We start from the raw sequence: 14359 nt of genomic DNA, 5'->3' as shown, positions 1-14359 counted from the left end.
CATCTTGAAAATGTAATTTATGTAAGTTTATTCAATCCAGCCGAATAAATTCATGAATTTATTTTATAAAATCCATTATTAATGCTTAGAATCACTATGAACCTTAATATTCAAATGATCAATTATCTGACTGGCATTATATGAAGTTAGATCTAAAAATGAATAAGGTTTATCCGGATTAACCTCAATTGTAAGCTCATGATCCGGATGATGAATAACATCAATGACAGCATTTCCAGCTTGTTTAGACAATTCCGGAAAATCTCTATCGGGTTTCTGTAAATCCTCAATCCATTCTTGCTTAATCTGATCAACGGATTCATTCTTTTCACGGCTTTTAAGATCAGCCAAATGTTGTATTAATCCATCATCACGAAAATGCATTGTAAAGGATACAATCTTATAATCATTTATCATTGCCATTTCATTATTTGCTGATGGTTTTTCCGGACCTTTTACACGAGCATTAATTTTTACATTCCCAATATTTTTTGCACCAATCTTGAACGGTTCAAGATTCCATTCTTGCAGATCATAATGATACTGCGCGGACAAATTCCCGAACAGATTTAGTTGATCATAACCATATTGCTTTAAAGCGTACAGTCTTGGATCACTATCGGTTTGTAATTGTAAGTTATCGAATTTGTTACCTCTAAACAAACGGTTTTTTCCATCTTTTTCTGTCGAAATTTGCATGTCACCAAGCTGGTATCGTGCAGCATCAATTTTTAATTCGACATTTTTAATATGAAAAAGTTTAGGTTCGTCACTTGCAAATTCAAATGTTTTTCCATTTTCAATATTTTGGAAAAATTTAGCGAAACTCAAATCCTTAATCTGAAGTGATTGAATATTGAAATAATTGTCCCGATTGTTAACTTTATCATAATAACGGAAATCATTCAAAGTTTGGTCGGATTTTCGATCTAATCCATAATTTTTGATTTGATATTGAGCTATTGCTATCTTTTCCGATCCAGAAGATAATTTCATTGTAATATTCTTCAGATTTAACAAATCAAATTTTGCCTTTGAAAAATAAACACTCTTGATTTTTCCAGATGCATCGATGTCAAGCAAATCCTTTCTGGGAACAAAATTGTTTAAATCAATATGATCAACGTGAATCTGCCCGTTATTCATCATCAAGTCACTATCAATTTTTGTCTCAAAATTATCAATTGTAGCGCTCATCAATCCATTACGTAAACCAGATTTGATATTCAATTTATCCATTGTATATAATTGCCCAGACTGGCCTTTGATCTTCACTTTTTCCAAAATGGCACTACGTGTGAATACATTGGTTACACTGCGATCATAAACAATAGAAGAACCCGGAAAGGATTGCTCCAACATTTTAATTCCCGCATCAAGACGATTATGTAGCTGATGCTGAAGATAGATATATCCACCTCCAAGACTTGAACCTAGTACAAGAATGGCTGCGGTTGTTCCAAAGATTACTGATTTTTTCATTGCTTATTTCCTGTTAAGATTATTACGGAAAATTATAAAGAAATAATAAGTAAAAACAATTGGAAATTAATTACGGTTACCCAGAAATTTAATTTGGATCAAAAAAAATTAATTTCCCCTTTTTTTATTAGTGAAATATTATTATATTAAAATTGTTGGTTTACCCAACTATGGCAATAAACGGTATATGAAATAGGCGTAGTGGACCCGGGGGCGGTACCCGGCGTCTCCACCATAAAGCTTATGGGGACGAAACAGGATCGACACGCGTAGTAAAGATATATTTTTTGCTCGGTATTGTACCACCGTTATCGGACTGTTTTTTACAAATGCCAACGATAATTTCGAGGCACACGCTATCGCGGCCTAATAAGCCAATGTGACAAGCGCGGCTTGAAGGGTGCCGGGCAACAGAAACCCTTCACTTTAGATTATTGATTTTATAGTTAAAGTTTAGACAATGACCAATTCAGATAATTCAGGTTCTAACGAAAACCCTCCTTCCCTTTTACCATATAATGAATGGATTGAAGCTGCCTATCGTGAGGTCATGTTAAAAGCTCTGGAATCAGTTGCAAAAGATGGACTGCCTGGGAGTCATAATTTCTATATCCAGTTTAAAACCGACTATCCTGATGTGATTATTCCACCCCAACTTAAAGAAAAATATCCAGAAGAAATGACGATTGTTTTACAACATCAGTTTTGGGACCTGAAAATCAACAGAATTAAACAGCAAATGTCTGTTGGTCTTTCATTTGGCGGAGTTGGGAGTATATTGGTTATTCCGTTCGGATCTGTTATTGGGTTTGCAGATCCGTTTGTTAATCTAGCATTTAATTTTCAGCCTATTCCCTCTAGTCTAACCGTGATTCAATCTGAAGAAAAGACACCTGTTCAAACACTCCGTACAGTTACAAATAATATGGAAGAATTAAAAGATGCTAAACCTTCTAAGGAAAGTAACGCATCGAAAGAGAAATCACAGGTTATAAGTTTAGATGCTTTTAGAAAAAAAACCGATTAAATTTTATAATATAATATCAAATGATAAATAGTTTAACAAAACCAAAAGTTTAATTGGTAATAAACCGTATTGTACTATAAAAAATATTAATCATTTTTTTAACAGTTAAAATATAACTTTTGTTAAAGATAGATTAATTACAACATAAAGCGATTTATGAAACTAGTAGATTATCCAGATTATAAAAAATATCATAGTTGATTAGACTATTAATCCTACTATCATGCTTCGTAGTTTCTAATATAATTTAAATATTTAAATTATATTCCTTCACAATAACAAATAAACTGCAAGTCTTTATATTCATTATAAATTTATTATTATATAGAATTTTATTGTATAATATTCATTGACTCCCAATCATTTTAATATAAAAAAATTATTTTTAATTTATAAATATTTTAAACATGTTAATAATCATAAAGAATTTTTGGAATATTTTATTAATAGCCTTAATGGGTTTATTTATTTTTATTCTATTCTTTCATATCAACCAAATCCCTTTTGCCAGTTCTGATGAGAGCCGACACGGCGTCAGTGCTTTGGAAATGATCTACAATCATAATTATATTATAAACAGTTGGGCTGGCCAACCCGACATGTGGAATTTAAAACCTATTTTAAGTTTTCTGCCAACTTGTCTAATGATTTTACTTTTTGGCAAATCAATTCTAGCAATCCGTCTTTTTTCTCTTTTATGTGCAATATTTTTATGTAATCTTGTCTGTTATTATACAATTAAAAAATATAATATTTACACAGCCATTCTTTTTATTTCACTTCTATTTACAACCTCACTTTTAATTCGTAACCATGCTTTCAGAAGCGGCGACATTGATTCATTTTTTATCCTTTGTCAAATTACCGCAACATTATCATTAGCAACAAAGTATGATCATTTTCATATTACTCTGGCCGCTTTTTTTTCATCGTTAGCTTTTCTAGCAAAAAGTTGGCATGCTCTTTTCCTGGGCTTACCCTTTTTAATTTCCTATGGTTATCTAATTAAAAGCCATCGGTTCAATATAAAAGCTATTTTATATCCTGTCATTTGTTTTAGTTTGCCCATATTAATATGGCTTGGCATACGTTATCAATATGATGGTTTTGCTTTTATCAAAGAAATGGTGCGTTATGATTTAATAAAACGCTCCTCCCATATGATTGAAAATCATATTCATGGCTGGAATTATTTTATAAAAATTTTATTCAATAATTTTGGCCTCATTTTTTTAACATTTATATTTTCCATATTTTATAGTTACAAATATAGGAAAAAACATTTTTTAACTTATGATATCATCATTTATTTATCAGCCATTTTGAGTAGTCTGCTGATTTACAGTATGGCTAAAACAAAACTTTACCATTATGGCTATACGCATATTATATTAATCTGTCTGGTCACAAGTATTTTGATTGGTCGAGACATTAATAAATATACCCGATATTTTATTATTATTCTAAGTTTTATAGCAGTTATTTTTGCATTTACCAATCTACATAAAATCTCTTCAATACATTTGCCAGACTATTATTATCAACTACAAAAAAATGCCTATCCAAAATATAATACCTTATATGTACCACAACATATAGAACAGAATGAACGTTTAGCCATCATGGTATTTGGCAATTTCAATTATGATAAAATCAAATATGGAAAACCCATATCAAAAGCACTGGTTTTTTATCGGGATCAAGGCAACGACAATTCCGATATCAATCGATGTCATCCCATAACTGAAAAAGTAACGGAATTAAAAAATAAACATAATCAGAACGAAATATCTTTATTTTCTTGTAAAAATTTATAAATTAACATTTTAACGCTCATTCAAACCCTATATTTTCTAACGAAATAATTGATTATGAATAAAACCCCGCTTTTTATAATGATGACTGAATAATTATGTTTTTATTAACAAGAAAAAATTTTTTTATTATTCTATTGTTTATACTTCTTGCAGTTTTCTATTGCACCCTTTTCTATCACATAAATCTTACCCATTTCGATAGCTGGGACGAAAGCCGTCATGCAGTCAGTTCAATTGAAATGAATATCAATAAAAACTGGATTATCAACACATGGATGAATAAAACTGATATGTGGAATTTAAAGCCCATACTCAGCTTTTTACCAACTTGTATTATCATTTCTTTATTTGGGAAATCCATTTTAACGGTACGATTATTTTCAATAGTCTCAACAATACTGCTTTGCAGTATTGTCTGTTATTACACATATAAAAAATATAATATAATCAGCTCCATTCTTTTTTTATCTCTAATATTTACTGCATCCCTGATAATCAAAACCCACGGTTTCCGTTCTGGAGACGCGGATGCTTTTTATATATTTTGCCAAGTTATGGTTGTAATTGCCCTAGCAAGTAAAAATGATACCCGACATATTACACTTTCGGCTTTTTTTTCTGCCTTGGCTTTTTTAACAAAAAGCTGGCATGCTCTTTTTATGGCTATTCCCTATTTTATTGCTTACGGTTATTTATTCAAAAACAAACAGCTTTCAATAAAATCATTTACCTTTCCCATAATCGTTTTTTTTTCACCTATTTTAATCTGGCTAGCATTACGTTATCCCTATGACAAGTTCGATTTTATCAAGGAAATGTACCGCTATGACCTTATAGCCAGAGCCTCTGACCGTATTACAGGTCATTACCATTCCATCTGGTATTTTTTTAATCAGCTTGTGGATCATTTTAGTCTGATCACCATAATTTTCATTTTCGCCTTGATTTATTCTTTTTCATTTAGAAAATGGAAAATGTTTTCATATGATATTTTAATTATTCTTTCTGCAATCCTGTCAAGTTTTCTGATCTTCAGTCTCGCCAAAACAAGACTGGCCCATTACAGTTATACCCATATAATTTTGATCTGTATCATCAGTGCCATTTTAATTGGGCGTGATGTTAATTATTATACAAAATTACTAACCTTATTATTAGCAATCATTGCATTAATCTATAATATGAGTACCTTGCATCAATTTTCGAAAAATAAGTTACCTGCCTATTACGATCAATTACAAAAAAACGCTTTCCCTCTAACCAGCGCCATTTTCACGCCACATGAGATAACACAGGCGGAAAGATTATCCTTTATGGTTATGGGTAATTTTAATAATGATACGATTAAACAAGGGAAACCAGTAAAGAATTCATTGGCTTATTATCGCGTTGGAGCAAAAGATAATCCTGATGTGACAGGATGCCGTATTTTAACTGAAGAAAAAATATTAAATGATATACGTTATGAAGACGATACAGTTCGTTTGTACACTTGCCAAGAGGACCAATAATTCTTATCTCTTGATCTTTCTAACCGATATATACATTTAATAAATGTATATTCTCAACATTTTTTAATGGCCCAATCATAATAATCCATGACTGATCTTACTGCAGATTTTGATTTCAAGCTTCCTGAACATTGCATTGCCCAGCATCCGGCCCGTCCCAGAGAGGCTGCCAAACTTCTTTACATTCCATCAAAATCGGGGAAATTTCAGGATAAAACAATACGGGATTTACCCTGTTATTTTCAAAAGGGTGATATCTTGATTGCCAATGATACAAAGGTCATTCCCGCCAAATTATTCGCACAAAGGGGTGTGGCTCACATTGGGATTACACTTGATCGACCGATGGGAGATGGTACTTGGCATGTATTGATCAAAAACAGTAAACGTTTAAAGGAACAAGACCGCCTTGATTTTCCAGATAAAAAATGTTTTGCCACAGTGGTAAAACTTGAAACAGGTGGTGGTGCGTTTATCCGTTTTAATCTTGAGGGTAATGAATTTGATAAATGGCTTAATACATCTGGTCAATTGGCGCTACCTCCCTATATTCGTCGTCCCTATGGACCAACTGAAAGGGATGAGCTGGATTATTACACAATATTTTCACAAAATCCTGGTGCAGTTGCCGCTCCTACAGCCGGATTGCATTTTACAGAAGAATTATTAACCCAGCTTGATCATAAAGGTGTTGAACGGTTGGCCCTTACTCTACATGTGGGTGCTGGAACATTTTTACCAGTGCGAAGTGAAAACATCAATGATCACCATATGCATGCAGAATATGGCGTGCTCAGTCCAGAAAATGCTGAACGATTGAATCAAGCTAAAGTTGAAAAAAGACGTATTATCGCGGTGGGAACAACAACCTTGCGATTATTGGAAAGTGCCATTGATCGACAAGGAATATTTCACCCTTTTCAACAGGAAACATCCATTTTTATACGTCCAGGTCATCAATTCAGATCCATCGATATTTTGATGACTAATTTTCATTTACCCAGATCCACATTATTTATGCTGGTTTGCGCTTTTGGTGGAACAGAAAAAATGCGTCAAGCCTATGAACATGCTATTCGAAACAATTATCGTTTTTATTCTTACGGAGATGCATGTATTATTGAAAAAGAATTTTTATAATAAACAAAGTATTTTAATTTCCAGGGTTATAACAACCCTATCATTTTAAATAAATGAAACATTTTCAGATTTCATGCAAGATAAATTATTACAGGGATTTTTCTGGGAGAAATTAAGAAACTGATTCTGTTTTTTCTGGATAGAACCAACAACAGCCATATCTTCTGCAATACTTTGATTTATTACTGAATGAATATTAACTATATTAAATACCTATCTCTAAATATAATATTTATCAATTATAATGTTAAAATATTCAGGTTTTTCAAAAATTTGTAAGAATTTCAAAGAATATAATCACTTTATTTATCACTTTATTAATGATCACTATCCCCCAGATTATGATAAATTTACAATATCCATGATAATTTGATAATTTTTTAATCTTCCTTTTCATAGAATAAATTTATATAACATCAATAAATTGACCTTTTTTAATTTGACACATCAATCATGACATCGTTAAAATTCCATTGGACACAACAAGCTCAAGATCATAAAGCCCGTGCGGGAATATTACATACCGCTCATGGCGACGTAATCACGCCAACCTTCATGCCTGTAGGAACAGTGGGAACAGTCAAAGCCATGACCATGGATGCTGTCCGTTCAACCGGAGCGAGAATAGTATTGGGAAACACCTATCATCTGATGCTTCGTCCAGGGGCGGAACTGATTCATGAACTGGGTGGATTACACAAATTTATGGATTGGTCTGGACCTATTTTGACAGATTCTGGCGGGTTTCAGGTTATGTCTCTGGGGGCCTTACGTAAACTGAACGAGGAAGGTGTTACCTTTCGTTCTCATATTGACGGATCCACATATAAATTGACACCAGAATCCTCGACGGATATTCAATATCTGCTTGATGCCACCATAACCATGTGTTTTGATGAATGTCCTGCACTTCCAGCCAGTCATGATACCATTGCCAGCTCAATGCGTATGTCGATGCGTTGGGCGGAACGATCAAGAAAACGCTTCAAGACAAGACCTGGTTATGCTCAATTCGGCATTGTTCAGGGAGGTATTGAACCCGATTTAAGGATTGAAAGCGCGGAGGCATTAAACAAAATAGGATTTGAAGGTTATGCAATTGGCGGACTTGCTGTTGGTGAACCCCAAGAACAAATGTTTGAAACCCTTGATGTGACTGTTCCCTATCTTCCATCAGACAAACCTCGTTATCTAATGGGTGTGGGAACGCCACAGGATATGTTGGGATCAGTTATGCGGGGGATTGACATGTTCGATTGTGTCATGCCAACAAGAGCGGGAAGAACCGGTCGTGCCTATACAAGCCGTGGAACACTTAATATGAAAAACGCCTGTCACATTCATGATCGGCGACCTATTGATCCAGAATGTGATTGCCTCGCCTGTTCAAAACACAGTCGTGCCTATATCCATCATCTTTTCCGCAGCAAGGAAATCCTTGGAGCAATGTTGCTAACCTGGCATAATCTTGCCTATTACCAAAGACTAATGCGAACTATACATCAGGCTATCTTGGATCAAAATTTAGAAGAAAAAGCGACAGAATTGCATAATGACTGGAATAAAGGCGATTGGAAACTGGATGAATGGAATTGATTATAACTTCAATAATATAAACTAAAAATATTGCTTAAAACTTTGTCTTGATACCCCTTGAAGACAAAATTATTGTTTAGATGAAGCACATTCCAAAATAGGTTCAATAATATCCCGCTTCATTTTTTTATAAAGTTTAGTACCAGGAGTAATAAGGGGACACATCGTATCTCTCATAAAGTCATTGTGATCATTTCCGCATCTGCTCAAATTTAATAATTTCTTCAACCCATTATAAATTTGATCCGAAGCATTTTTTAAATCATCCCCTGCATTCTTACGTGATACACTGCTTTCTATGGTTGTTTTTTTGATGGCAAAAGCATCAGACAATAATTTAATTTTATCATGATGCTTAACCAATTTTGTAATCAATTCATCATCCCAGAGATAATTTTCAATAGCACGACGAGAGGTCACGAAAATTTCTTGTTTTTGCAATTCTTCAACCTTTTGATCACTGTGATCATCACGGTCAATTAAACGTAGCACTTTACTTTGTTGCTCCAAAACCAAAGAAAGTATTTTAAATTGCAAGCTTTCTTGTTGCAGATCCTTGCTTGACCCTCCTGAGATAAAAGTTATATGAGGATACTGGTTTTGGAAAATCCTAGTATAAATTTCCGCATCAAAATTAAAGCGACTTTTACCCTCTAAACTCCCTTCACACATGACAATAATTTCGAGAGCCAATTTTGTTTCCAAACCATCCAAAGCAACCGACATGAATTTCTGCCACACCACCCGATCAATCAGCGAAGGTCTTAACATAACCGCTTGATCAAAGTCATGCTGGTCAAAATCAAGAAAAGCGACACTGCCTGGATCTTTAAGGGAAAGTTCTTTAGCCTTCATCATGACGCCAAGGGAATGTGTCGTAATCCACAATTGCCCTTCACCTTCAATAAGCTTATACATCTCTTCAATCACTTTACCCTGTAAATTGGTATGAATATGCACTTCAGGCTCGTCAATAAAAAATAAAGCATCCTGATAATCATCAAGATTAATAATCAAGTCTAAATCAAATCAAAGGCGGCTTTTTCCCCACTGGACAGGTTTTTATAATTATAATGATCTACAATTCCTTTTTTGAAGTAAAAGGTACCCTCTTCTAATGGTAATTTAATGTTGTTTAATATCAAATCATTAAATACATTTTCATTGATCGTTGAATTTTACCAATTAGTTCTTCTCTTAATTTTTTGATTGTTTTATTATCATTTTTTTCCGCATAAACACCACTCATTGTTAGATGAATTAACTTTGTATAATTTAATGCTACTTTTTCATCATTTGAAATAAAAGAGATAGGGCGTCTTGTAGTAATATCGTTCTTCGATATTAAATTAACCTCTATAGATGATTGATTACGATAAGCGGTTCTATAATATAAACTATTAGGTATTTCTTTAAAACATTGATTATAATATTCGTAATCAATATATACACTTACGTCATCATCTTTATTATAAGATTCACTGTCATCTGGGATAGGACAAGTCTTATAATTAACATTTCCTTTATGAAACATTAATTATTTTTTATATTAAACCAAAAGGTAAATAAATTAGCATTAAATGCCTCAAACACTGATATTTTTCCACAACCATTCGGTCCTACCCAGACAACCATTTTGGCAGTTTTTGGAACCTCCTCAATTTCCACGTCAGTAAAAGGCTTAAAATTTTTAATATAAAGAAATTCTAAACGTAATTAAACATGCGATGATAATCAATAATAACCAGAATGAATATGTATTTCAAAATAGCAACGGCAAACCTATTTACAACAAAGCTGTTAATCTGTAGTTACATATAAAATTTTTTGGTTACAGTTACATCTACTCTAAATTACTAAACTCTTAGATTTTACTAGACAAAATGAAACGAAACCTTGCATGCAGTATGATTTACACGAGATTTCATGGGGGTGTCAGTTTGAAATAAATCAAAAATCAAGTGTTTACATTAGTTATACCCTTAGAGATAAGCTGTATTGAAATATTTATTTTATCATATATTTTTCTTTAATCATTAATGGTTCTATATATTTAAAACTTAAGTATCCTACAATTATCACTATCGGGTAAATAAGTATGTAAAATATCGTATAATTATCTAGTTGTAACTTTTGAAAAATATTTGTGCAGATCATATATATCAATATATGAGATAAATATACTGAATAAGAAATCTTACCCAAGAAAATAAAAAAATAATTTATGTAATTGAAAATATAATTTTCCCTTGCAACCGCTATTAACATACAAAGACTAAATAATATACTTGCATATACATTCATAAATACATAAAAATCCGATAATATCTTAGTATTAAGAAGAATAGACAATAACATAAAAAATATAATTAAATTTATTTTTATAGTAGAAAGATTATTTATTCTTTCTTTGATTTTACCAAAATTTTTATTACTAGTAATTTTCCATGTTAATAATCCAAAGAATAAAGAATTTATTCTAAATAACCAAACATGATCAATAGTCCATAATTTATCCCATGAAAGCATTAAGGTTATAATTACCATTACTTTCCAAAAATATTTTCCAGAAAGATACAGTATAATTGGGAGTAAAATATAAAACTGAAATTCTAAACCTATTGACCACCAATAACCAAGACCATTTTCATATTGATAATTAAAAAAATTACCAATAAAGGTAATATTTGATAACACACTAGCTATAAGCCTATAATTATTCGGAAAAAGAGTATGTTTTAAGAAAAATACTCCAATAATTACTGTAAATATATTCCAAAATAAAACAGCAGGAAATAAACGCGATATGCGTTTTACGTAGAAATTATAAGCTGATTTCACGTCAAAATCTAAGATTGATATTTTTGCAATATATGTACTACCCATTAAAAATCCTGATATAACAAAAAATAAATCCACACCTCTACCAAAATCAAAAAGTTGATTGATATAAAGTATATATGGAAAAAAATAAGTGTGCGTTATAAGAACTAGAAAAATTGCTATACCACGTAAACATTCAATATTAAGATTTTTTCGCATAAAATTTCTTTGTCGAAATATAAGAATTAAATTATAACTAACTAACTATATTTTGTGGTCAGTTCAAGATATTAATAAGATTTTGCCAGCAACACGCGAGAGTAAGGTCAGTTGAATTGTTTCTTGAAATATCTAAGTAATCCAGTATTAATATTATCATCAACAGAAATACCATTTTTTTAAGACTCTGATATGATGTTCTTTTTAAGTGATTTTAGGAGCTATAATTGCATTTGCTCTTGGCGATGCTCAAGTAGGTTTAAAGGAGTTTTAAGACCGTCTATCGTCTCTTACTTATCTTGAACACGCCTTTTTTTTCAGCTTCTAGCTCGACTTTTACAAGTGATTATTTATGTTCTAGCTTTAAAAGACATTCATTGTCGTTTTTGTGAGCGACGCTGAATATAATAGGCTGTAACATTGTTGTGTTGCTGTCGCGCGACATTAATCAATATACTCGAATAAGCTCTGATATGTCTACTCCGACACGTCCTCCACTAGCGACGTATCTCTGTATGGTTCGTCGTGTTTTTTTGTTAATTTGGCAGCTTCGAAAATAGAAACAATCGGCATTTATTCGTTGTTTTCTTTTTGATATTTTTCTAACTTATTTATATAAACTGAAGGAGTATATAAAAGAATTATTAAAATAACAAAATTTATAACGATATACATAAATACAAGTAAAAAACACAAAAATAAATTTAACTTTTTTATTAAAACTTAAAATGATAAAATAAGTGAAACGTTTTATTTGAAAATAATTATCTTTTTGTAAATAAAAAAGCCAGCAATCACTTCATCATGCTGGCTTTTTTGCATTGAAAAGAAAACAAAGGAACGGTTAGCTTATAAATTTCATCAACTTTCAATTTTGGACATAAAATAATCCATAACCTGATTGTTTTCCGTCAATTCGGGATGAAAAGAACAAACTAGAATATTGCCCTGTTCCGCCATAACGATTTTTTTATCATATTCCGCCAGGACATTGACATCTTCACCAACTGAAGCAATATAGGGGGCGCGAATAAAAACGGAAGGAATATTTTTTCCTATATTCCCTATATCCAAATCAACTTCAAAACTGTCAATCTGACGACCGAAACCATTACGTGTTACGGCAATGTCGATCAAATTTAAAGGTTTTAATTTCTCTCCACCATCTGTAATAGAGGAACCACACAAAATTAAGCCTGCACAAGTACCAAAAACCGGATTTTTTCTTGCAAAATCACGTATTGGTTCATAAAGTCCAACTTCTTGTATCAAACGGCTGATTGCTGTTGATTCACCACCAGGTATAATCAATCCCTTCACCCGCTTAAGATCTTCTGCTGTTTTGATCTCAATTCCCAAAGCACCCAATCCCTGCAACTGGGCAATATGCTCACTCACTGCTCCTTGTAACGCAAGAACCCCAATTTTTTTATGCATAATGGTTCATATATACCTTTTTAATCAACATTATAAAAATTCCTATAAAGGGGAAATTCAAATTTCCCCTTTCCAAAACCTAGTGGGACCGTTCTTGCATTCGTTCATCCACTGATAATTTGCTCATTTCAATACCCTTCATTGGCACACCCAACCCCTTGGATAATTCGGCAATCAATCTGTAATCTTCATAATGAGTTGTGGCCTGAACAATTGCACGGGCAAATTTTTCGGGATTTTCTGATTTGAAGATACCGGATCCAACAAAAACGCCATCAGCACCCAATGACATCATCAAGGCCGCATCCGCAGGTGTTGCCACACCGCCCGCAGCAAAATTTACAACAGGTAATTTGCCAAGTTGTTTAACCTGTTTAACCAATTCGTAAGGTGCACCAAGATCACGTGCATATACCATCAATTCATCGTCTTTCAATCCCTTTACATGATGAATTTGTAACTGAACCTTGCGCATATGACGTACAGCTTCAACAATATTACCTGTGCCCGGTTCCCCTTTGGTCCTTAACATAGAGGCACCCTCTCCGATACGGCGCAATGCTTCACCTAAATCACGGCATCCACACACAAAAGGCACTGTATATTCACTTTTCAGCAAATGATATTCATCATCAGCAGGTGTAAGAACCTCGCTTTCATCAATATAATCAACACCCATCGCTTCAAGTACGCGAGCTTCGGCAATGTGACCAATCCGGGCTTTTGCCATTACAGGAATAGTCACCGCTTTCATAACAGCCTCAACAATAGTTGGATCAGCCATACGAGCCACCCCTCCAGCAGCACGGATATCAGAAGGAACCCGTTCCAGAGCCATCACGGCAACTGCACCCGCTGCTTCTGCTACCTTTGCCTGTTCTGCATTCACAACATCCATAATGACCCCACCCTTTTGCATTTGGGCCATACCACGTTTTACTCTTTCAGATCCTACTTTTTTATTCATTAATATATTCTCCGGTTTAAATTAAGATTATCATGCATAAACATTCAGGGAATTAAAACATCCAATTGGTATGATTCAAACCCATCCAATTTATATATAATCTTTAAATTTATAAGCTCACTTGAAAAGTGCCATGACTAATAACCAATGCCTGATCAACTGGAATTATAAATTTGACAAAAATTGTTCCATTTGTTGGAGGGATAGTAGTAGGATCGTTCGACGCCTTTACAACAAATACAATTGGCAATTTTGCAAGGGATATGTTTTATAATCAAGATCCTAGCTTAATAATATCCAATAATAGAAATAATTCCACAATGATTATGAAAAAATAAGA

General features: G+C 33.0%; 11 protein-coding genes, 1 other RNA gene and 1 pseudogene. 6 read left to right on the top strand and 7 right to left on the bottom strand.

Annotation, left to right across the window (positions count from 1 at the left end; translation table 11 throughout):
* Positions 1–78: 78 nt before the first annotated feature.
* The gene (locus H3R28_RS03975; RefSeq protein ID WP_198209680.1) at positions 79–1482 is read right to left on the bottom strand and encodes a hypothetical protein; all 1404 of its coding nucleotides are present in this window, start codon (positions 1480–1482) and stop codon (positions 79–81) included.
* 115 nt (positions 1483–1597) lie between these two features.
* Here H3R28_RS03975 and ssrA point away from each other — a divergent pair.
* The 6 genes from ssrA (at position 1598) to tgt (ending at position 8573) form a co-directional block, all read left to right on the top strand.
* Positions 1598–1908: a transfer-messenger RNA gene (ssrA, locus tag H3R28_RS03970) on the top strand.
* A 34-nt stretch (positions 1909–1942) separates the two neighbouring features.
* Entirely contained in the window at positions 1943–2509 is a 567-nt protein-coding gene (locus H3R28_RS03965) for an SspB family protein (protein WP_198209679.1), read from the top strand.
* A gap of 455 nt (positions 2510–2964) precedes the next feature.
* On the top strand, positions 2965–4326 hold the full coding sequence (locus H3R28_RS03960; RefSeq protein WP_198209678.1) for a glycosyltransferase family 39 protein: 1362 nt from the start codon (positions 2965–2967) through the stop codon (positions 4324–4326).
* A 95-nt stretch (positions 4327–4421) separates the two neighbouring features.
* Entirely contained in the window at positions 4422–5837 is a 1416-nt protein-coding gene (locus H3R28_RS03955; protein WP_198209677.1) for a glycosyltransferase family 39 protein, read from the top strand.
* A gap of 87 nt (positions 5838–5924) precedes the next feature.
* Positions 5925–6977 (top strand): tRNA preQ1(34) S-adenosylmethionine ribosyltransferase-isomerase QueA, encoded by a 1053-nt coding sequence (gene queA, locus H3R28_RS03950; RefSeq protein WP_198209675.1) that lies wholly within the window; start codon positions 5925–5927, stop codon positions 6975–6977.
* A 453-nt stretch (positions 6978–7430) separates the two neighbouring features.
* A complete protein-coding gene (gene tgt / locus H3R28_RS03945; RefSeq protein ID WP_198209673.1) occupies positions 7431–8573 on the top strand; it encodes a tRNA guanosine(34) transglycosylase Tgt in 1143 nt (380 codons plus the stop codon).
* Between the two features lie 69 nt (positions 8574–8642).
* On the opposite strand, the gene H3R28_RS03940 is transcribed toward tgt, so the two are convergent.
* The 6 genes and pseudogenes from H3R28_RS03940 to pdxS form a co-directional block, all read right to left on the bottom strand.
* On the bottom strand, positions 8643–9590 hold the full coding sequence (locus H3R28_RS03940) for an AAA family ATPase (protein WP_198209671.1): 948 nt from the start codon (positions 9588–9590) through the stop codon (positions 8643–8645).
* A gap of 124 nt (positions 9591–9714) precedes the next feature.
* Positions 9715–10107, bottom strand: a complete 393-nt coding sequence (locus tag H3R28_RS03935) for a hypothetical protein (RefSeq protein ID WP_198209669.1) — start codon at positions 10105–10107, stop codon at positions 9715–9717.
* Positions 10107–10274: pseudogene (locus H3R28_RS09045) on the bottom strand (AAA family ATPase); the annotation flags it as partial. The pseudogene H3R28_RS09045 and the gene H3R28_RS03935, both read right to left, overlap by 1 nt.
* Before the next feature lie 306 nt (positions 10275–10580).
* Positions 10581–11615 (bottom strand): acyltransferase, encoded by a 1035-nt coding sequence (locus H3R28_RS03925; protein ID WP_198209667.1) that lies wholly within the window; start codon positions 11613–11615, stop codon positions 10581–10583.
* Between the two features lie 861 nt (positions 11616–12476).
* Positions 12477–13052 carry a pyridoxal 5'-phosphate synthase glutaminase subunit PdxT gene (gene pdxT / locus H3R28_RS03920; protein WP_198209665.1) on the bottom strand — a complete coding sequence of 192 codons (576 nt, stop codon included), beginning with the start codon at positions 13050–13052 and terminating at the stop codon, positions 12477–12479.
* Positions 13053–13131: 79 nt separating this feature from the next.
* A complete protein-coding gene (gene pdxS / locus H3R28_RS03915; protein WP_198209663.1) occupies positions 13132–14019 on the bottom strand; it encodes a pyridoxal 5'-phosphate synthase lyase subunit PdxS in 888 nt (295 codons plus the stop codon).
* Positions 14020–14359: the final 340 nt, after the last annotated feature.

This window comes from Commensalibacter sp. M0268 (assembly GCF_016101925.1).
Taxonomy (GTDB): Bacteria; Pseudomonadota; Alphaproteobacteria; order Acetobacterales; family Acetobacteraceae; genus Commensalibacter; species Commensalibacter melissae.
Note: the sequence above shows the minus strand (reverse complement) of the source record. Positions and strands in the feature narration are given on the sequence as shown.

What these genes read in the sequence shown, in the direction of transcription:
- H3R28_RS03955 (WP_198209677.1), top strand. Translation starts at nt 4,422, where the DNA reads ATGTTTTTATTAACAAGAAAAAATTTTTTTATTATTCTATTGTTTATA.
- tgt (WP_198209673.1), top strand. Translation starts at nt 7,431, where the DNA reads ATGACATCGTTAAAATTCCATTGGACACAACAAGCTCAAGATCATAAA.
- H3R28_RS03965 (WP_198209679.1), top strand. Translation starts at nt 1,943, where the DNA reads ATGACCAATTCAGATAATTCAGGTTCTAACGAAAACCCTCCTTCCCTT.
- H3R28_RS03975 (WP_198209680.1), bottom strand. Translation starts at nt 1,482, where the DNA reads ATGAAAAAATCAGTAATCTTTGGAACAACCGCAGCCATTCTTGTACTA.
- H3R28_RS03960 (WP_198209678.1), top strand. Translation starts at nt 2,965, where the DNA reads ATGGGTTTATTTATTTTTATTCTATTCTTTCATATCAACCAAATCCCT.
- H3R28_RS03935 (WP_198209669.1), bottom strand. Translation starts at nt 10,107, where the DNA reads ATGTTTCATAAAGGAAATGTTAATTATAAGACTTGTCCTATCCCAGAT.
- H3R28_RS03925 (WP_198209667.1), bottom strand. Translation starts at nt 11,615, where the DNA reads ATGCGAAAAAATCTTAATATTGAATGTTTACGTGGTATAGCAATTTTT.
- pdxT (WP_198209665.1), bottom strand. Translation starts at nt 13,052, where the DNA reads ATGCATAAAAAAATTGGGGTTCTTGCGTTACAAGGAGCAGTGAGTGAG.
- queA (WP_198209675.1), top strand. Translation starts at nt 5,925, where the DNA reads ATGACTGATCTTACTGCAGATTTTGATTTCAAGCTTCCTGAACATTGC.
- pdxS (WP_198209663.1), bottom strand. Translation starts at nt 14,019, where the DNA reads ATGAATAAAAAAGTAGGATCTGAAAGAGTAAAACGTGGTATGGCCCAA.